The sequence below is a fragment of the Akkermansiaceae bacterium genome (assembly GCA_024233115.1).
Classification (GTDB): Bacteria; Verrucomicrobiota; Verrucomicrobiia; order Verrucomicrobiales; family Akkermansiaceae; genus Oceaniferula.
Genome location: JACKQB010000002.1, coordinates 516,986 through 535,102 on the forward strand (window position 1 = coordinate 516,986; position 18,117 = coordinate 535,102).

An 18,117-nucleotide genomic window follows, 5' to 3' on the forward strand; every position below is an offset into this window, starting at 1 on the left:
AAAGGTTGTTCATTTTCACCGAATCATGATAGCTGTTCTGCCTCACATCGATCGCTCCCGCGTGAAACCCACTCCACAATCTCATTGAAACTATGAAAATCGGCATCCCGAAGGAAATCCGCCCCGGTGAAAAACGCGTCGCGGGCTCACCACATCTCGTTGGCAAGCTCATCAAATTAGGTTTTGACGTCTGTGTTGAATCACAGGCAGGGGAAACAGCCAACGTATCCGACCAGGACTGGATCGATGCCGGGGCAACGATTATCGACTCAGCGGCAGCCCTCTGGGAGCAGTCCGATATCATCATCAAGGTCAACCCACCCGATGCGGCGGAATCAGAGTTACTCACCGAGGGCAAGACCCTGATCAGCTTCTTCTGGCCCGCCCAGGACGAGGAGATGCTGAAAACCATCGCGTCTCAAGGTGCCAACCTGCTTTCCATGAACTGCGTGCCGCGTATTTCACGCGCCCAGAAACTCGACGCCCTATCCTCCATGGCGAACATCGCCGGATACCGCGCGGTGATCGAGGCGGGAAACAACTTCGGCCATTTCTTCACCGGACAGATCACCGCCGCAGGAAAAGTGCCACCGGCCAAGGTGCTGGTCATCGGTGCCGGTGTGGCAGGCCTGTCAGCCATCGGTTGCGCCTCCAGCCTCGGGGCCATTGTTAGAGCATTTGATACCCGACCCGAAGTAGCCGACCAGGTGAAAAGCATGGGTGGCGAGTTCATCTACCCCGACATCGAGGAAGACGGCACCGGCGAAGGTGGCTATGCCAAGGTCATGAGCAAGGAGTTCATCGAAGCCGAGATGGCGCTCTTTGCCGAGCAGGCGAAGGAAATCGATATCATCATCACCACCGCCCTGATCCCCGGCAGACCAGCCCCCAAGCTGATTACCGAGGCAATGGTCAAGTCGATGAAGGCAGGCAGCGTCATAGTCGACCTCGCCGCCGAGCAGGGTGGCAACTGCGAGCTGACCGAGCCGGGAAAACGGGTCAAAAAACACGGCGTCACCCTGATTGGCTACACCGATCTGCCAAGCCGCATGTCCGGGCAGTCGAGCGAACTTTACGCCAACAACATCGGCCACCTGTTTGATGAACTTTGCCCGGAGAAAAACGGCACCATCAACCTCAATTTCGAGGATGAAGTCATCCGCGGCACCACCGTCATCAAGGCTGGTGAAATCACCTGGCCGCCGCCGGCCCCCAAGCTCAGTGCCGCTCCTGCCCCGAAAAAAGAGGCTGCCCCTGCCCCTGACACAGCCGGCCCCAAGCCTAAAAAAACCTGGGGCAACGTGCTTGGCCTCGCCATCGTCGTAGCGGCCATTCTCGGGGTTGGCAGCGTGGCTCCCAAGGAATTCATGGGCCACTTCACCGTCTTTGTACTCGCCTGCTTCGTCGGCTGGCAAGTGATCTGGAATGTGTCCGCCGCTCTCCACACCCCCCTGATGAGTGTCACCAACGCCATCAGCAGTATCATCGTGTTGGGAGCCGTCCTGCAAATCGGCAATGACTCCGGCATGATCGTCACCCTCTCGGCCATCGCCATCCTCATCACCACCATCAACATCGTCGGTGGTTTCATGGTCACCCACCGAATGCTGGACATGTTCCGCAAGGGCTAACACGCTTTCCCATTTATTCATTCTGCAATCATCCAATTATTCATTTCCAACATCATGTCCCTAGGAATCATCACCGCCTGTTACATCGTTGCCAGCATCCTCTTCATTCTCAGCCTCGGCGGCTTGAGCGACCAGGAGAAAGCCCGGCGCGGAAACCTCTACGGCATCATCGGTATGCTGCTCGCCGTTGGTGCCACTCTGTTTGCCGCCAAAGTGGGCAACTACGGTATCATCGTCACCGTGGTCATTATCGGTGCCATCATCGGTGCCGTTCTTGCAGCGCGTGTCAAGATGACCGCCATGCCCGAGCTGGTTGCCATGTTGCACAGCTTTGTGGGCCTCGCCGCCGTGCTGGTGGGATACGCCACCTTCCTCGACCACTCACAAGCCATCGAGGGAGCGGCAAAAACCATTCACGACGTTGAAATCTATCTCGGCATCCTGATTGGCGCGGTCACATTCACGGGATCGGTCGTCGCCTTTGGCAAACTCAACGGCATGATCGGTGGCAAACCACTCACCCTTCCGGGACGCCATTTCCTGAACCTGCTCATCCTCATCGCCTGCATCTACCTCGGCTACGACTTTATCCAGACGGGTTCGCAAACCTCCCTGATGATCATGACCGGCCTCGCGCTGGTCTTCGGCGTCCACATGGTCGCCGCCATCGGTGGCGCCGACATGCCCGTGGTGATCTCCATGCTCAACAGCTACTCAGGCTGGGCGGCTGCCGCCACCGGCTTTATGCTCTCCAACGACCTGCTGATCGTCACCGGTGCCCTGGTAGGCTCCAGCGGTGCCATCCTTTCCATCATCATGTGCCGCGCGATGAACCGGAAGTTTGTCAGCGTCATTCTCGGGGGATTCGGCTCGCCGAAAAAATCCTCTGCCGGTGGAGCCGCAGCCGACCAGGGTGAGGTCGTCGCCATCACCGGCAGCGAAACCGCCGAGCTGTTGAAAAACTCCAAGTCCCTCGTCATTGTCCCCGGATACGGCATGGCCGTCGCCCAGGCGCAGCAAGCTGTCGCAGCGATGACGCAGAAACTACGCGACCAGGGGGTCGATGTAAAATTCGCCATCCACCCCGTCGCCGGCCGGATGCCCGGCCACATGAACGTGCTGCTGGCCGAGGCCAAGCTCCCCTACGACATCGTCCTGGAGATGGACGAGATCAACGACGACTTCCCGGAGACGGATGTGGTGATGGTCATCGGGGCGAATGACATCGTCAACCCCTCCGCCGAAGACGAGCCCGACAGCCCGATCGCCGGTATGCCCGTGCTGCAAGTCTGGAACGCCAAGGAGGTCATCGTGCTCAAACGCAGCATGGCCACCGGCTACGCTGGCGTGGAAAACCCCCTCTTTTTCAAAGACAACACCCGCATGCTCTTCGGCGACGCCAAAGCCAGCATCGACGAAGTGGTAAAGGGGCTATGATGGCGACCGGGTGCCTGCACTTTGGGAGTGCGGCGATCTGATTCGCCGCTTTTCATCCCCCCTGGTGCGCAGCCTCGCAGAGCCGGGGCCGCCCACTGTAACACGGTGCTTTTTCTTTCGCCTGCATACGTTGATTGGCGGTTGGAAGGAGTATGGCGCAGGGGCACCGAACGAGTATCCAAAGCGCAGAGTCCTCCTGACGTCGGGGTCTGCGCACTCCAAAACCGTGCATGCCGCAGGGATGCATCAGCGCGATGGGCGGCCAGCCCCCACCTGGCCACGCCCTCCCCTATTTCCCCAGGATCTTCGCCCCCGTGGCGGCGTCGACATGGAAGATGACCGAGCCCTGGGCCTTGGGTTTCTCCCCTTTGGCGGTCTGGTACTGATACACCTTGACCGGTTTGACACCATTGATTTGGGAAAAGAGGTAGACGCGGACGGTGATGGGGTCATCTCCCTTGTAACCAGGAAGATCCTTGATCGAGTACCACAGCTGGTTGGCACCATCCTTGGCGCCACCGACAACCACCTCAGCCTGCTGGGTGTCCTGGAAACGGTGCTCGCTGACATTATTCACCCTGACCCTCACCTCGCGCCCCGGGCAGAAGGTGTAAACCTTGGCGATGTACTTGGCACGCGGTACCACGATCGGCCTGGGCGGCACTACCCCGGTGGGTAAAAAGTCCTCGCCATCCACGTAGGCGAGATTACCCGACTTGATTTGCGCGCGCACGTCCTTGAGGTTACTCAGGTTGACGAATTCCGCGGTATCGTATTTCCAGCCGCGTCCTTCGTATACAAAACTGAGGACCAGCAGATTCTCGGTTGGTTCGCCACCGACTCCGAAATCCACCTTGCCGAAGTAAACGGACTTGGCGGTCATCCCCTTGTTCCGGGCACGGAGCAACCTCAGTCCGTCGAGTGCCGGTGGGGCGGTGGGGAGCTTGAAGACATCGGCTGGCCATGCCCCCTTTTCCGAGAGCACCCGGTTCTGAATGGCCAGTTTGCGGTGGGTTGCCGTGATTTGTTGCCATGCGGTGTGGTTGTTGGCCACCATGGCATTGCGCCAGTAGACGTAGACATCCTGCAGGGCTTTACCCAATGCCGCCTGATTTCCTGCTGCGGCCTGGGCCTTTGCCGGGCCCGCAGCACCGAGATTGAGGACGGCCACAACGGTCAAGAGAATTAATTGCATCTGTTTCACGGTTTGCATTGGACAATAAATCCAGCTAAGGGCAATTCTTTTCTTAGCACCGGTGCGAGCCTGGCCTCACCTCCATGACATCGACCGTTGGGAAAATCCTCACTTATGAATGCACTTACCAAGGCCAAGCCGCTCAGCGAAGAGCGCGAACGCGAACTTCTCAAGGACGCCCAATCATATATCTACCAGTCCGAAGACGGTTTCGAGCTGGTCGCCCATTGTTTTTTTCCGGAAAACCACGATGCTTCCGAACTCAAACCTGCCATCGTTTTTTTCCACGGCGGACTTTGGGATGTGAGTATGACCACCCAGTTTGCCCCCCACTGCATGCACTTTGCCAGTCGTGGCATGCTCGCCGTGGTCGTTGAATACCGGGTCGCCTCAAAGCACCAGGCCACCCCCGAGGACGCACTCGAGGATGCCCAAATGGCCATGCTCTGGCTGAAACACAACCACGTCACACTCGGCGTCGACCCGAACCGTATCATCGCCGCCGGTGCCGCATCGGGTGCCCACATGGCCTTGTCGCTGGCCATGCTTCCGGAGGTCATCGAAGTCGACGGATATTCGCCACGCCCGCTTGGAGTGATCGCCCTCAGCTCGATTGTCGACACCACCAAAAAGGGGGGTGAACACAATCGCTTCGCCGACTCTAAAAAAGCCGCCCTTCACAGCCCGTCCAAACTGATCCGCAAAGGCCTCTGCCCCATGCTGATCGTCCATGGCAAATCGGACACCATCGTCCCATACGAACCGGTCGCCCGATTTGCCAAGGCCCTGAAACGGAAAAAAAACAAATGTGAGTTCATCGACTTTGAAGCCGTGAACCATAGCTTTTTCAACTTCAACGTCAGTGCCAAGCACTTCGAAATCACCCTTAATGCGATGGATGCCTTCCTCGTAAGTCTCGATTGCATCGAGCCGATGGAGTATATCTAGGCGAGGGAAGCTTCTTATTGGTGTAGCCCCTGTAAACAAATCACCCCAACTCTCAGAACGGAGAGCTGGGGTGAAATGGCAACCTGTACGGGATTGACTGCGCTCCACTCCGTCCATGCGGTCTGCCATTGGCTCCTCCGCCAATAGGCCATATAGATTCGCCGCTCACGCCCCCCCTTTGAGGTGGGGCTAATGCGGCTGGCGTTCGCCCCTACCGGTTCTCGTCCCGCTCGTGTTGTGAAGCGTTTAAAACAAATCACCCCAACTCTCAGAACGGAGAGCTGGGGTGAAATGGCAACCTGTACGGGACTCGAACCCGTGTTGCCGCCGTGAAAGGGCGGAGTCCTAACCACTAGACGAACAGGTCGCTTTCTGGTGGTGCGCTGGGCGCGGGCGGAAATTGCCAGAAGTTTCCCGTTTGACAAGAAAAAATGATACAAAAATTGTTTTCACGCCAAAACCACCGCCATCAGGCTTACTTTTGCACTTTTAGGATCGCCTTCATTTGTTTAGGGATACGGGCGTGAACCAAGTGAACTACGTGGAACGGGGCCGCCGGATATTCGAGATGGAGATTGAGGAGCTACAAAGGGTTTCGTCATCGCTGTCCGGATCGTTCGCCCAGGCTGTCGAATTACTCAAGGCAAGCCTCGAAAACAAAGGGAAGATCGTCGTTGTCGGCATCGGCAAATCAGGAAACATCGGCCATAAAATCGCAGCCACACTCAACTCCACCGGCTCGACAGCCGTTGTGTTAAACTCCCAGAATGCCCTCCACGGCGATTTGGGCCTCATTTCCGACGGAGATGTCATCGTCGCCCTCTCCTACTCGGGTGAAACCACCGAATTACTCGACCTGCTGCCGTTCATCAAACGATTCGATGTCAACATTGTGGGAATCACCGGTAAAAAAGGGTCTACGCTCGATCAACAAAGTGATGCCTGCCTGCTCACTGAAATCACCCGGGAGGCATGCCCTCTGAACCTCGCCCCCACCTCCTCCTCGACCGCCATGCTGGTGATGGGGGATGCTCTGGCCATGGTCCTGCTCGAGGCCCGGGGCTTTACCGAAGAAGATTTCTCCAAGTTCCACCCCGGCGGCTCACTGGGCCGAGCACTGCTGACCAAGGTCGACGACATCATGCGCAGTGGTGATGCCCTGGCGATCATCCAACCCGCCGCCACCGTCCAGGATGCGCTCTCGACCATGAGCAAGGCCCGCAGTGGTGCCTGCATTGTCACCCATGAGGATGGCACCATGGCCGGGATCTTCACCCATGGCGATTTTGCCCGCTCCTTCCAAGAGAATCCGGACATCGGCAACCTTCCTGTCAGTCAATTCATGACCTCCAACCCCATCACCCTGCAATCCGACTCGCTTGCGGTGGAGGCGGTAACTACAATCGGCACTCACCGGATCGACGACATTGTTGTGTTGGACTCTAACAATAAACCTGTGGGACTGATCGACACCCAGGACTTTGCCCGACTCAAACTCATCTAAAAAATGAAGCTACCAAAGCACCTCCTCAGTCTCCCCATGGCCTTGACTCTGGTATTCGCCTCCTGCGGTGGTCCCAATCCCGCCATGACCCCCGTGATCAACACGCCAGATGGTGGCAAAGTCGATCTGTCCAAGGTGTCCATGGTGGTGACCATGGCCCAAATCACGAAACTGAGTGACAACAAGTATTCACTCAGCTTCGACTACACCATCGACAACCAGGCTGGTGCCATCATTGCCTTCCCCTGTCTCTACAACGAGACGGATGACCTGGTCGAAGTGAACCTGAGCGACCGGGAAGGCCGGCCACTCCACCTCGGCAAACGGCCGCTCGAAGGGCTGACACTCACTGAGCCCAGGCCTCTTCAAATCCCCGTTGGAAAAACCACCCGGAGCTACAAGGTGCCGGTAATGCCTGAACTCCGCGAAAAGGGCGACCCCGTCAACATCCGGGTCCGGCTCCATGCACCCTCCCGCTATGATGAGCTCCGCAGCAGCGTGGAGGCCCCCCGTTTACAAATTCCCTGGCCGTAAAAACCAGGTCCGCAATCTTCAAACTTCAAACTTGCAACTTCAGACGCCTCAACCACACTGCGCCCCCACTGAATTCCAATTATTCATTATTCAATCATCCATCCATTCAACAACATGGCATCCATCGTCGCAACCAACGTCAAACGCGGTCAATGTATCAAATACGAAGGCGAGACCGGTATCGTTCTCCATCTTGACCACCGTACCCCCGGAAAAGGCAACGCGCTCATTGCAGCGACCATCCGCTCTTTTCAATCAGGCAAAACCAAGACCATCCGCTTCGCATCCAGCGACAAGGTGGATATCGTGGAAACTGATCGTCAGAAACTTGAGTTCTCATACTCTGACCCAACAGGTTTCCACTTCATGGATATGACCACCTACGAAACCGTCACACTTCAGCCCGAACTCATCGGTGACAACAAAGATTTCCTCGTGGAAGGAATGACCGCCGAAATCCTTTTCATCGAAGGCAATGCCGTCACCATCGATGTCCCGGCTGTTGTCGAACTCAGCGTCACGGACACTTCCGACGGGGTCAAGGGCGACACCGCCAATAATCCGACCAAACCAGCGACCCTGGAGACTGGCCTCGTGGTGCAAGTTCCCCTGTTTGTCAAAATTGGTGACAAACTGAAAATCAACACCGCCGAGTCATCCTACTCAGGACGCGCCAACTAAGCCCTAAGGGCCAGTTTTGAGTTTTCAATTTTGAGTGTTGAGTTAACTCTCGACACTTGCATTGATTGCTGTGCCTGTGCAGTAGCTCCAATCATTCATTTCTTTATTTATTAAATCATTCATTCTACTAGATTCCCTCCATCATGACTTGGAACGATCAATTTCTCAAACTCTTCCGCGCCTGCGTTGAAAAATACCGGGGTGGCAACGACGACTTTCACTCCTACTACGAGCCGGACGACCTCGCTTTCCTTGCATCCATCGGCTACAAACCACGCGAGCTATTTGATTTTGTCGAGGATCTCGTCGATGAAGATGTCCCCAGCGAGTCCACCGCGCTTCTGGTGGCCAGCGTTCGACGTGACTACTTTCTCGTCGAACAAAAGGGCATTCCCAGCCAGCATGAGATTACCACCGCCGACCTGCCGACCTTTGGAGACACCTTGGACGGAGAATCCTACTTTCCACGCATTCTCACCAAAGCCCGCGCCAAACTCCGTGGCGAACTTCACCCGAACATCATGTTTGGCTGCGGCGGCGACCGCAAATTCCTCCGCGAACACGGCGATATCCATCCCGCCGATTTCCTCCGCCACGTCTGGGCCAGTGGTGACGATGACAGCCACATCATCGAATACGTCCGATCTCACTAAAACTCCAGGTTTCAAAAACCAAATTCCAAATCAACAATCATGAAGGACTATAAGGGGGAACAGATCCTCGTCGTGCCCCGTGGACTTTTCGACCAGCTCGGGGATTTTCAAGGCATCAATACCAAGGTCGGGCACTATCTGCCGTCACTACTCAACCCCGAGAATAATTTCTTCATGGATCGTGGCACCGCCGAAGACGATCCATCGCACAAGCAACTGATCCCCTACTGCATTTTCCGGGTAAAGGACGGGCAAGGAACACGTTACCTTCACTACACCCGGGGCAAGTCCGGCGGCGAATCCCGCCTGCATGCCCAGGTATCCATCGGCATCGGTGGCCACATCAACCCGGTGGACCAACGCGAAGACCATCTCGGTATGGACACCTACATGGCTGGGGTCGAACGCGAGATCGATGAGGAACTCAACATCGGTGGCGGCCACAGCAATAAAATCGTCGCCCTGCTCAACGACGACTCGAACTCCGTCGGCCAGGTCCACCTCGGGGTCGTCCACATGATTGACCTGGAAAACGACGACGTCCGAGCCAACGAGGACGCCATCGCCAACCTCTCCTTCACCACCCTCGGAGAACTCCGGGGCGACCTCTATGATCGACTGGAAACCTGGACCCGCTGCTGCGTGGATGTGCTTGAGGAGTTGTAGGTCAAAGCCCATGATTGCATGGCAGAAAAGAAAACCCATGCTATACATGACGTAGCAGAGTTCCTCAGTGTCCGATGATTAAGCCAACCTACAAAGAACTTAAACCTATTCCCGAAAAGGATATGTCGGAAAACGCGCGCATGGCATTAAAAGCCGGACGACGCGCCATCCGCAAGGTTCGTGCTGAAAACAAGCGCTTGGGTCTGCCTCTCATCTCTTGGAAAGACGGCAAGGTGGTCGAGGTCGATCCATAGTGACGGCGGTTTGTAACCGCCTCGTCCAATCGATAAAACAGGCATAGGCGGTGACCAGACCGTCGCCACACGAGCAAAATACGGCTCGATTTACATGTCAGATGCGCAAGAGCAGGCCTTGCCACTGGTGCCACTCTGTGGTAAACGCGCCGCGTCATGCCAGTAGCAACACCTGAACAATACGCCGCCATGCTCGATGCCGCCCAGAAAGGTGGTTATGCATACCCCGCCATCAATATCACCTCCCTGACCACCATCAACGGTGCCCTCAAGGCCTTCGCAGAAGCGGGCTCCGACGGCATCATCCAGGTCTCCACCGGTGGTGGCAGCTTTGCCTCCGGCACCGCCGTGGGCGACGAAGCCTTCGGTGCCATCGTGCTCGCCGAGGCCACCCACCTGCTCGCTGAGAAATACAACATCCTCGTGGGCCTGCACACCGACCACTGCCATCCGCAGAAAGTCGAGAGTTTCCTCAAGCCCCTGCTGCAAGCCTCGCGCGAACGTATTGCCGCCGGTAAGGGACCACTTTTCAACTCCCACATGTTCGACGGCTCCGTCGTGGATCTCGATGAGAACCTGAAAATCTCCAAGGAGCTGCTCGCCGAGTGCGCCGAGCTCAACATCATTCTCGAAATCGAGGCCGGCTGCGTCGGTGGCGAGGAGGACGGCCACGACACCTCGGGCCTGCCCGCCGAGAAGCTCTACACCTCCACCGAGGACATGGTGAAGGTTTACGAGACCCTCAACGGCATCGGCCGCTTCATGTTCGCCGCCACCTTCGGCAACGTCCACGGTGCCTACAAACCGGGTTCCGTGAAACTCAAGCCCACCATCCTGCGCGATGGCCAGAATGCGGTGATGGAAAAATACGGTGCCGACGCCGAGATGGACCTCGTTTTCCACGGCGGCTCCGGCTCCGAACTCGAGGACATCCGCGAGACACTCGGATACGGGGTGGTCAAGATGAACATCGACACCGACACCCAGTACGCCTTCACCCGCCCCATCGTCACCCACATCTGTGAAAACATCGAGGGCGTGCTTAAAATCGACGGCGAGGTCGGCAATAAAAAAGCCTACGACCCGCGCGGCTACCTCAAGAAGGGCGAGCAGGGGCTCTGCGACCGGCTTAAAATCGCCTGTGACGACCTGCTCTCCACCGGCAAGTCGATCCACGGCACGGTCTAAAATATGAACCATTGAAGATTACAGAATGAATCATTACTGATTCTTCACACCCATCACTCATGCGGCGGTCTGTCATCAGGCCGCCGCAATTATTTGTTTCAGAAAAAGCAGCTCGCTAAAATCGGTGATTGCATCTTAATTATCAGCTCCTATTCCTCCCCTCTCCCATTTATATCATGGCTAAAAAACAACAGGACAACCCGCTCGCCAACATCATGTGGAATGTGCTCATTCCCATTGTGGCTCTCAGCTTCCTAGGAAAAAACGGCGACAAGTTCTGGCACGTGGGCCCCGTCATGGGAATGTGTATCGCCGTATCCCTGCCCGTGATTTACGGAATCCATCACCTGGTCAAAACCAGGAAACCCAACTTCTTTTCGATTCTCGGTGTGGTCAGTATTCTGCTGACCGGTGGCATTGCCATCATGGCCTACAAGGACAACGGCACGGTCGATGCCGAAGCTCCGGTCTGGTTTGCTCTCAAGGAGGCTGCCATCCCCTTTGTCTTCGGTGTCACCATCCTCATTTCCCACTGGACCAAAACACCGCTCGTGCGTGTCTTCCTCTACAATCCGGATTTTTTCAACATTCCTTCCATTGAAAAACGCGTGAAGGAAAACTCTAACATGGAGAGTTATAAAAAGCTCATCTTCTCCGGCACACTCCTGTTAGCCGGCTCCTTTTTTATCAGCATGGTGATGAACTACTTCCTCGCGATGTATTTCCTCAAGGATAACACCGGCTCCCAGGAAGACTTCAATGACGGCGTAGCCAAGCTAACAGGATGGGGCTTTGCCGTGATCGGCATCCCCATGATGATTGTGCTGATGGTGACGATGTGGCGTTTCGTCTCAGGATTGAAAAGGCTCACCGGTATGGAGAACGACGAGATCCTGCTGCCGCGGTAGTCGGTAGACAGTGATCGGTAGGCAGAAAAAGCGGCGTGCCAAGGCACACCGCTGAGAAACATTGCACTTTGTGTTCAGTGGCCGACTACCGTCCACCGCGCACAGCTTACCGGTCTTAATCGACCAATGTATCGATGCGTGTAGCAAGCTCTACATCGATATCGGTGACACCGCCTGCGTCGACGGTTTTCAATCGAATCGTCACTGTTAGATCGCGAATATCAATTTCTGGAAAGTGTTGAGCTTCATCAACAATCTCGGCGAGGTCGTTTACAAAATCAATCCCCTCCATGTATTCTTCAAATTCGATGGTACGGGTAATGGCATCGCCTTCCACTTCCCATTCGGGGCATCGCTTAAGGGCGTCGTCTAGTTCGTCGGCTGGAATCAGTTCTTCTGACATGGAGTATTTGGTGGTATCGCTGTTGGGCCAAACTGGCTTGCAACAAGATTGCTAATTTCTACAACCTTTTGGCAAGCATGTTTCTTCTTCTTTTTTATTTTTTTGCCACATTGGTCATTTGCAACGACCGGGAATATCGCTTATCATGGAAGCATCATGAAATCACTGCTGTTCTTATTCCTGCCCCTCGCCGTCTTGTTATCAAGCTGCAGCACCACTCCCGAGACGCGTATCCAGCGTAACCCCGGGATGTTTGCCAAACTTAGTCCCAAGCATCAGGACCTTGTGCGCGCTGGAAAAATCGATCGTGGCATGACCAAGCCTGCCGTTTTTCTTGCCCTCGGCAACCCCGATGACAAAACCATTGGCGAGCAAAATGGTAAAAGCTTTGAGCGTTGGAACTACAACGTGCTTGTGCCGGTCTACACCCACGGCTTCAGCCCCTACTACGGATATGGACACGGTCGTTACGGCTACGGTGGGGGCGGCTACTACGGCATGGGGATCCAACCATCCGTGCATTACATTCCTCGCCGCGGATCCACCATTCTGTTTAGTGGCGGCAAGGTAACCGGGTGGACCCAGGTGCAAAGGAATTTTTAACGCTCCCACCAACTGAGGAACTTCCTAGGAGCGGAACTTCATGAAACTAAATGGCCGGAGACAACAATTCCGGAAACAAAAGGCCGGCTGCATCGTGCAACCGGCCTGGGTGAAAATACTAGGTGCGAGACGATGAGAACTACTCGGCGTCGTTCTTCGGCTCTTCTGTTTTGGCTGCTTTCTTGGCTGCCTTCTTGGCCGTTTTTTTAGCGGCTGTTTTTTTGACCGCTTTTTTAGCTACTTTTTTGGCCGCCTTTTTAGCGGCTGTCTTCTTGGTTGCTTTTTTAGCGGTAACCTTCTTGGCGGTGGCGGCTGGCTTGCGTACGACACTGGCTTTCACCTGCTCTTTTTTGCGTTTGAGATACTGCTTACGGCGACTACGCTTGACGATTTTATTATGTTGCTTACCCATGGGAAGTGATTGATGTGCAGGGGGATTAACGTCTTGAGAGCTTGCTAGCAAGCCCTAAATTGAGGGAATGTGGGTGATGGTCCATGAATGCAACCTCGCGGATTGAAGAGTCTGAAGCTTCAAGTTAAAAGCTGGCTGCTTACTTTTTACTTCTTTTTTTGCCGGTCAGGCGGAAGAAGGTTTCGTCACTCACCTCCCGGGCAGCGCGGATACAGCCGTCATGGTCCCTTTGCATCGCCATGATGCGTTGCAGGCAGGACCGCTGGTCGCTTTCGCTATCGAATTCCATCCCCACCAAGGCCCGGCCCACCCGCTCACCTGAGTAGGCGTAGTTGAAGTAGCAGAGGCTGGCGAGATCCTTCACTTCGGTCATAAAATGGAGAAAGGCACCAGCGCGCTCGGGAAACTCGATATTGACAAACAACGGATGCTGGAAAATCCCGGGGGCGTAGTTGATGATCCGGTAATCAACGTCCTCGTCCGTGGATACATCATCGGCCGAGACACCCCGCATGACCAAAACCTCGTCCAGTACGGTGAAGTCGTGTTCAGAACCGATCAGGCCGAGCACAGGATACTGGACACTGGACTCGATCCTCCCGTATTGGAGGTCGATGATACTGATGTTTTCTGGAAGCTGGCTCAAAAACTCGACCAGGGAGCCCTTGCCCTCGGGAATGGGAACACGTAAAAAACGGCGGTGTTTCGACCCTATACCGGCCCTATGGGCAATGCCGCTGAGTTGGGCAAAATCCATATTGGCACCGCTGACGATGGCGAGGACCTTTTCCCCCGGTTGCACCTCGCCCGACGCATAGTGTTTCTGGAAGCCCGCCAGAGCCATGGCACCGCTGGGTTCGGGAATGACGCGGATACTCTCCCACAGGGTCCGTATCGAATGGCAAACCTCGTCATTGGTGACGGTGATCATACCATCGAGCAGATCGCGGCAATAAGCGAAGGTCACCTCACCGGCTTTCCTAACGGCGGTGCCGTCACAGAATACGTCCAGGTAATCCAATTCCACCGGATGACCGGCCTCCATAGCGGCGGTCATGGATGCTTGTTCGACACCCTCAACGCCAAACACCTTGACTTCGGGCCAATAGCGTTTCAGCCAGCAGGCAACGGCCGCGGCAAGCCCGCCGCCACCGATGGCGACGTAGACGCGATCGAACGGCCCGTTGCCGCTCATGACCACCTCATCGGCCAGTGTGCCCTGCCCACCCATGACCACGACATCATCGTAGGGATGGATATAAACACCACGGGATTGCTCACAGAACTTCAGGGCGGCATGTCCAGCGACATCATAGGAATCTCCTAACAGCCGTATCTCCACGGCATCACCACCAAGGCGCATGACCTCACGCTGTTTCACCTCCGGGGTCGACCGGGGCATATAGATCACCGCCTGACAGCCCAGCGCCTTCGCCGCCAAAGCCACCCCCTGCGCATGGTTACCAGCGGATGCCGCCACGATCCCCTGGGCCCGTTGGTCTGGTGTCAGGGCCGCCATGGCATTGTAGGAGCCACGCCACTTGTAGGCCTTGATAGGCCCGAGGTCCTCCCGTTTGACCCAGACTTCGGCGTCCAGGTCAGGCAGCTCCAGTTTCTCGAGTGGAGTCACATCCCCCATCGAATACACCCGCTCACGGGCGGCAAGGATTTGTTCAAAAAGCAAGCCTGTATCAGAAGTTGTCATCTGTGTGGCTGGTATAACCATTTTCATCGAATAGTCGACGGCGAAAAGCGGGCCGTCAAAAAAGCCCGGGCATCTTGTTAGACTGCCCGGGCTTTTGAAAAGTTGCGGGCAGGATGCCCATGCTCCCCTAGCCGCCTTGGTAAATCCAGTAGGAAACACCGACGACAATCAACACGGCGATAAAGACCCAGAGGTAGATAATCGTGCCGCTGGATGCGCGCTGGCCGGTGTTCTGAAGCCGGTCGTAACGACCCTTGATCTTGCCCTTGCGCAGGAAACCATCGTAATGGCGCTGCAGCAAGTGGGTTTCAATCTGGCGCATCATGTCGAGCAGCACCCCCACTAGAATGAGCAGACTGGTTCCCCCGAAGAAGGAGGTGACCAGGAAAGGAAGCTCCTTGCCAATGATACCACGCGGCATTTGCGACACAATCCATGGGAGGATGAAAATGATGGTCAGGAAGATCGCACCGGCAAAGGTGAGTCGGGTCATGGTGAAGTCGAGGAAGTCCGCTGTCGGCTTTCCTGGACGCACACCGGGGATATATCCCCCGCTACGCTTCAGGTTTTCTGAAATCTCACTGGGCTGGAACATGGTGGCGACCCAGAAGTAGGAGAAGAAGAAGATCATCACACCGGCCACGAGGTAGTAGGTAAGACCACCACCCGCAAGAGCGTTCTGGATGTTCTGTGACCACTGCTGGGTCGGGAAGGCTGACTGCAGGATGAAGGTCGGCAGCGACAGGATGGCTGTCGCAAAAATGATCGGCATCACACCGGCATAGTTCACCTTGAGGGGAAGGTACTGGGTCTGTCCTCCGAGCTGCTTGCGTCCCATGACACGCTTGGCATACTGGACTGCGATCCGGCGCTGGGCCTGGGTAATGGCGATGACTGCCGCGATAACGAAGATCAGGAAGGCCACGAGGAAGACGAGGAAGGCAGCGGCTCCCGGGCCGGCTTCAGCACCAGAGACCAGTGTCTGCCAGGTGATCACCAGAGCACCGGGAAGGGAGGAGATGATGTTGACGGTAATGATCAGGGAGATACCGTTACCCAGACCACGCTCGGTAATCTGGTCGCCCAGCCACATCAGCAGCAGGGTGCCGGTGACGATGGTAAGCACCGTCATCGCGATGAAGACAAAGCCGTGCTCGGGGACGACCTCACCAAATTTTGAAATACCTTGAAGTCCCGGGATATTGCCCGGGTTTTTCAGACTGATGGCAAGCAGGTAACCCTGCACCAAGGCAATCACGATGGTGATGAAGCGGGTGTAGGAATTGATCTTCTGGCGGCCACCGTCCTCACGGGCCAGCTTGGAGAGCTTGGGCACCACTGCGGTCATCAGCTGCATCATGATCGATGCCGAGATGTAAGGCATGATACCGAGGGCAAAAACCCCCATTTTCTGGAGACCACCACCTGAGAAGAAACCAAGCATGGCACCAACAGCCGCGCCCGGTCCGCTTGCGCCGCCGGATTTTTGTTTATCGGCCAGATATTCAGCGATGACGCTGGCATCAACTCCGGGAAGAGTGACGTGAACACCAAGGCGGATGATGACAATCATCGCCAAAGTAAAGAGGATGCGTTCCCGTAGTTCAGGGACTTTCCATGTGCTCGCAAATGCGGAGATCATTAGGGTAGAGTTATCAGTTATTTGTTATCAGTTATTAGGCTGCCTGCGGCAGGACTAATGGCCGGGTGGCCAGACGCGCATGGTTTATACGCATGGAGAGGAAGTGCGCAAGCACTTCCCCTCCTGAATGAGTTTTTTCATGGTGTGACGCGTTAGCATCACGGGGAAGTGTTTATTAGGCTTCTTTGTTAGCCTCTACTACACTGCCACCGGCTTTCTCGATTTTCTCTTTGGCAGTGGTGCTGACCTTGCAGCCTTCCACCGTGAGTTTTTTAGCGAGATCGCCGTTACCGAGGACTTTGACGGTCACATAGGTTCCCTTGACCAGACGGGCTGTCTTGAGGGTTTCCATATTGACGGTATCACCGTCTTCGAAGCGCTCGTTCAGCGAGGCCACGTTGACAACGGCGATCTTGTCCTGGAAGCGGGTGTTATTGAAACCGCGCTTGGGAAGACGACGGTGCAACGGCATCTGGCCACCTTCGAAGCCAGGGCGGACGCCACCGCCAGAGCGGGCTTTCTGACCCTTGTGGCCGCGACCGGAGGTCTTGCCCAGACCGGAGCTTTCGCCACAGCCGAGACGTTTGACACGGTGTTTGGCACCGCGGTTTGGTTTGAGAGTATGCAAATTCATTGTATTAAAATTTGGTTTTTGGTTTTTGAAACTTGGAGTTTACTCCTAGAGGTTTTCCTTGACCTTCTTGCCGCGGCTCGCGAGGACTTCCTCACGGGTGCGGAGTTGGGATAGAGCCTTCATCGTGGCTTTGACAACGTTGGCGTGGTTGTTGGAGCCGAGGCTCTTGCCGAGAACGTCAGTGATACCAACGGCTTCACAGACGGCACGGACACCACCACCGGCGATGATACCGGTTCCGGGGCATGCCGGTTTAAGAAGGACCACACCGCCACCGTGCTCAGCCTGAACCTCGTGCGGGATAGTTCCATCCACGATCTTCATGCGAACGAGTGAACGCTTGGCGTCGTCTGCCCCCTTGCGGATGCATTCGGCAACCTCCTTGGCTTTTCCGAATCCAACGCCTACGCGGCCTTCCTTGTCACCCGATACCATCAGGGCGGAGAAACTGAAGCGACGTCCACCTTTGGTAGCTGTGGCACAACGGTTGATGAAGACAACTTTTTCTGTGATCTCCTTACCGTCGTCGGTCATTGGCTTGGGAGGTGCCTGGCGTGGTGGGCGGCCACCACGTCCACGGCCACCACCAGGACCACCGCGTCCACCGCGACGGTCGTCGTTATTAGAAGCGTCGGCAGCTGGAGCATCGGCTACAGGAGCATCAGCTGGTGCTGGGGTATCGGCAGCGGCGGGAGCCGGGGTGCTATTTTCGTTTTGATTATCAGCCATGATTTTTATGGTTTAGAATTTAAGGCCGGCTTCACGGGCGGCGTCGGCGAGGGCTTTGATTTTTCCGTGGTAGAGGTGCCCACCACGGTCGAATACGACCTTTTCGATATTGGCTTCCTTGGCGCGGGAGGCGACAAGTTCACCGACCTTCTGGGCCGTGGCTTGGTTGGAGCCAGCTTTTTCGATCGACTTGTCGAGACTTGAGGCGGCACAAAGCGTGTTACCTGTTATATCGTCGATGACTTGTGCGTAGATGTGCTGGTTGGAATAGTTGACGGCAAGACGGGGGCAAGCGGCGGTGCCGGACACCTTTTTACGGATGCGGCGGTGGATGCGCTGGCGGACTTGTTTGCGATTGAGAGTGCTCATGATGATTAGTAATTTGTCATT

At 55.8% G+C, this 18,117-nt stretch carries 20 protein-coding genes and 1 tRNA gene; 12 read left to right on the forward strand and 9 right to left on the reverse strand.

The genetic code is table 11. The features are described 5' to 3' along the window. The first annotated feature begins 92 nt into the window (after positions 1–92). Together H7A51_06340 and pntB are read left to right on the forward strand one after the other, a co-directional pair. Positions 93–1,631 (forward strand): Re/Si-specific NAD(P)(+) transhydrogenase subunit alpha, encoded by a 1,539-nt coding sequence (locus H7A51_06340; protein MCP5535839.1) that lies wholly within the window; start codon positions 93–95, stop codon positions 1,629–1,631. A gap of 54 nt (positions 1,632–1,685) precedes the next feature. Further along, positions 1,686–3,068 carry a Re/Si-specific NAD(P)(+) transhydrogenase subunit beta gene (pntB, locus tag H7A51_06345; GenBank protein MCP5535840.1) on the forward strand — a complete coding sequence of 461 codons (1,383 nt, stop codon included), beginning with the start codon at positions 1,686–1,688 and terminating at the stop codon, positions 3,066–3,068. A 289-nt stretch (positions 3,069–3,357) separates the two neighbouring features. Here pntB and H7A51_06350 read toward each other — a convergent pair whose 3' ends face one another. Then, a complete protein-coding gene (locus H7A51_06350; GenBank protein MCP5535841.1) occupies positions 3,358–4,263 on the reverse strand; it encodes a hypothetical protein in 906 nt (301 codons plus the stop codon). 114 nt (positions 4,264–4,377) lie between these two features. Between H7A51_06350 and H7A51_06355 the strand changes: the two genes are divergently transcribed. After that, positions 4,378–5,211: an alpha/beta hydrolase gene (locus H7A51_06355; protein ID MCP5535842.1), complete on the forward strand. Its 834-nt coding sequence runs from the start codon at positions 4,378–4,380 to the stop codon at positions 5,209–5,211. 292 nt (positions 5,212–5,503) lie between these two features. Here the strand turns inward: H7A51_06355 and H7A51_06360 are convergent. After that, positions 5,504–5,578 (reverse strand) — tRNA-Glu (locus H7A51_06360). A 201-nt stretch (positions 5,579–5,779) separates the two neighbouring features. Here H7A51_06360 and H7A51_06365 point away from each other — a divergent pair. The 8 genes from H7A51_06365 (at position 5,780) to H7A51_06400 (ending at position 11,599) form a co-directional block, all read left to right on the forward strand. Continuing rightward, on the forward strand, positions 5,780–6,715 hold the full coding sequence (locus H7A51_06365) for a KpsF/GutQ family sugar-phosphate isomerase (GenBank protein ID MCP5535843.1): 936 nt from the start codon (positions 5,780–5,782) through the stop codon (positions 6,713–6,715). A 3-nt stretch (positions 6,716–6,718) separates the two neighbouring features. After that, positions 6,719–7,249 carry a hypothetical protein gene (locus tag H7A51_06370; GenBank protein ID MCP5535844.1) on the forward strand — a complete coding sequence of 177 codons (531 nt, stop codon included), beginning with the start codon at positions 6,719–6,721 and terminating at the stop codon, positions 7,247–7,249. A 114-nt stretch (positions 7,250–7,363) separates the two neighbouring features. Further along, positions 7,364–7,930, forward strand: a complete 567-nt coding sequence (gene efp / locus H7A51_06375; GenBank protein ID MCP5535845.1) for an elongation factor P — start codon at positions 7,364–7,366, stop codon at positions 7,928–7,930. Positions 7,931–8,073: 143 nt separating this feature from the next. Further along, complete coding sequence (locus H7A51_06380; GenBank protein ID MCP5535846.1) at positions 8,074–8,583, forward strand: hypothetical protein; 510 nt, start codon at positions 8,074–8,076, stop codon at positions 8,581–8,583. Positions 8,584–8,622: 39 nt separating this feature from the next. Further along, positions 8,623–9,249, forward strand: coding sequence for a hypothetical protein (locus H7A51_06385; protein ID MCP5535847.1), 627 nt, complete (start codon positions 8,623–8,625; stop codon positions 9,247–9,249). 74 nt (positions 9,250–9,323) lie between these two features. Then, complete coding sequence (locus tag H7A51_06390; protein ID MCP5535848.1) at positions 9,324–9,503, forward strand: hypothetical protein; 180 nt, start codon at positions 9,324–9,326, stop codon at positions 9,501–9,503. A gap of 156 nt (positions 9,504–9,659) precedes the next feature. Then, positions 9,660–10,691: a class II fructose-bisphosphate aldolase gene (fbaA, locus tag H7A51_06395; GenBank protein ID MCP5535849.1), complete on the forward strand. Its 1,032-nt coding sequence runs from the start codon at positions 9,660–9,662 to the stop codon at positions 10,689–10,691. A 176-nt stretch (positions 10,692–10,867) separates the two neighbouring features. Next, positions 10,868–11,599, forward strand: a complete 732-nt coding sequence (locus H7A51_06400) for a hypothetical protein (protein MCP5535850.1) — start codon at positions 10,868–10,870, stop codon at positions 11,597–11,599. Between the two features lie 115 nt (positions 11,600–11,714). Here H7A51_06400 and H7A51_06405 read toward each other — a convergent pair whose 3' ends face one another. After that, complete coding sequence (locus H7A51_06405) at positions 11,715–12,002, reverse strand: 4a-hydroxytetrahydrobiopterin dehydratase (protein ID MCP5535851.1); 288 nt, start codon at positions 12,000–12,002, stop codon at positions 11,715–11,717. A gap of 156 nt (positions 12,003–12,158) precedes the next feature. Between H7A51_06405 and H7A51_06410 the strand changes: the two genes are divergently transcribed. Further along, positions 12,159–12,605: a hypothetical protein gene (locus H7A51_06410; protein ID MCP5535852.1), complete on the forward strand. Its 447-nt coding sequence runs from the start codon at positions 12,159–12,161 to the stop codon at positions 12,603–12,605. 139 nt (positions 12,606–12,744) lie between these two features. On the opposite strand, the gene H7A51_06415 is transcribed toward H7A51_06410, so the two are convergent. The 6 genes from H7A51_06415 to rplR all read right to left on the reverse strand — a co-directional run bounded on the left by H7A51_06415 (position 12,745) and on the right by rplR (position 18,099). After that, the gene (locus tag H7A51_06415; protein ID MCP5535853.1) at positions 12,745–13,017 is read right to left on the reverse strand and encodes a hypothetical protein; all 273 of its coding nucleotides are present in this window, start codon (positions 13,015–13,017) and stop codon (positions 12,745–12,747) included. Positions 13,018–13,156: 139 nt separating this feature from the next. Beyond that, positions 13,157–14,722 (reverse strand): pyridoxal-phosphate dependent enzyme, encoded by a 1,566-nt coding sequence (locus tag H7A51_06420; protein ID MCP5535854.1) that lies wholly within the window; start codon positions 14,720–14,722, stop codon positions 13,157–13,159. Positions 14,723–14,849: 127 nt separating this feature from the next. Continuing rightward, entirely contained in the window at positions 14,850–16,364 is a 1,515-nt protein-coding gene (secY, locus tag H7A51_06425) for a preprotein translocase subunit SecY (protein MCP5535855.1), read from the reverse strand. A gap of 175 nt (positions 16,365–16,539) precedes the next feature. Further along, a complete protein-coding gene (rplO, locus tag H7A51_06430) occupies positions 16,540–16,998 on the reverse strand; it encodes a 50S ribosomal protein L15 (GenBank protein MCP5535856.1) in 459 nt (152 codons plus the stop codon). 45 nt (positions 16,999–17,043) lie between these two features. Then, on the reverse strand, positions 17,044–17,727 hold the full coding sequence (gene rpsE / locus H7A51_06435) for a 30S ribosomal protein S5 (GenBank protein MCP5535857.1): 684 nt from the start codon (positions 17,725–17,727) through the stop codon (positions 17,044–17,046). Between the two features lie 12 nt (positions 17,728–17,739). Then, entirely contained in the window at positions 17,740–18,099 is a 360-nt protein-coding gene (rplR, locus tag H7A51_06440) for a 50S ribosomal protein L18 (GenBank protein ID MCP5535858.1), read from the reverse strand. Positions 18,100–18,117 lie beyond the last annotated feature (18 nt).

Excerpts from the sequence above, each read along its gene's own strand:
- H7A51_06340 (MCP5535839.1), top strand. The coding sequence starts at position 93 with ATGAAAATCGGCATCCCGAAGGAAATCCGCCCCGGTGAAAAACGCGTC.
- pntB (MCP5535840.1), top strand. The coding sequence starts at position 1,686 with ATGTCCCTAGGAATCATCACCGCCTGTTACATCGTTGCCAGCATCCTC.
- H7A51_06350 (MCP5535841.1), bottom strand. The coding sequence starts at position 4,263 with ATGCAATTAATTCTCTTGACCGTTGTGGCCGTCCTCAATCTCGGTGCT.
- H7A51_06355 (MCP5535842.1), top strand. The coding sequence starts at position 4,378 with ATGAATGCACTTACCAAGGCCAAGCCGCTCAGCGAAGAGCGCGAACGC.
- H7A51_06365 (MCP5535843.1), top strand. The coding sequence starts at position 5,780 with ATGGAGATTGAGGAGCTACAAAGGGTTTCGTCATCGCTGTCCGGATCG.
- H7A51_06370 (MCP5535844.1), top strand. The coding sequence starts at position 6,719 with ATGAAGCTACCAAAGCACCTCCTCAGTCTCCCCATGGCCTTGACTCTG.
- efp (MCP5535845.1), top strand. The coding sequence starts at position 7,364 with ATGGCATCCATCGTCGCAACCAACGTCAAACGCGGTCAATGTATCAAA.
- H7A51_06380 (MCP5535846.1), top strand. The coding sequence starts at position 8,074 with ATGACTTGGAACGATCAATTTCTCAAACTCTTCCGCGCCTGCGTTGAA.
- H7A51_06385 (MCP5535847.1), top strand. The coding sequence starts at position 8,623 with ATGAAGGACTATAAGGGGGAACAGATCCTCGTCGTGCCCCGTGGACTT.
- H7A51_06390 (MCP5535848.1), top strand. The coding sequence starts at position 9,324 with ATGATTAAGCCAACCTACAAAGAACTTAAACCTATTCCCGAAAAGGAT.
- fbaA (MCP5535849.1), top strand. The coding sequence starts at position 9,660 with ATGCCAGTAGCAACACCTGAACAATACGCCGCCATGCTCGATGCCGCC.
- H7A51_06400 (MCP5535850.1), top strand. The coding sequence starts at position 10,868 with ATGGCTAAAAAACAACAGGACAACCCGCTCGCCAACATCATGTGGAAT.
- H7A51_06405 (MCP5535851.1), bottom strand. The coding sequence starts at position 12,002 with ATGTCAGAAGAACTGATTCCAGCCGACGAACTAGACGACGCCCTTAAG.
- H7A51_06410 (MCP5535852.1), top strand. The coding sequence starts at position 12,159 with ATGAAATCACTGCTGTTCTTATTCCTGCCCCTCGCCGTCTTGTTATCA.
- H7A51_06415 (MCP5535853.1), bottom strand. The coding sequence starts at position 13,017 with ATGGGTAAGCAACATAATAAAATCGTCAAGCGTAGTCGCCGTAAGCAG.
- H7A51_06420 (MCP5535854.1), bottom strand. The coding sequence starts at position 14,722 with ATGACAACTTCTGATACAGGCTTGCTTTTTGAACAAATCCTTGCCGCC.
- secY (MCP5535855.1), bottom strand. The coding sequence starts at position 16,364 with ATGATCTCCGCATTTGCGAGCACATGGAAAGTCCCTGAACTACGGGAA.
- rplO (MCP5535856.1), bottom strand. The coding sequence starts at position 16,998 with ATGAATTTGCATACTCTCAAACCAAACCGCGGTGCCAAACACCGTGTC.
- rpsE (MCP5535857.1), bottom strand. The coding sequence starts at position 17,727 with ATGGCTGATAATCAAAACGAAAATAGCACCCCGGCTCCCGCCGCTGCC.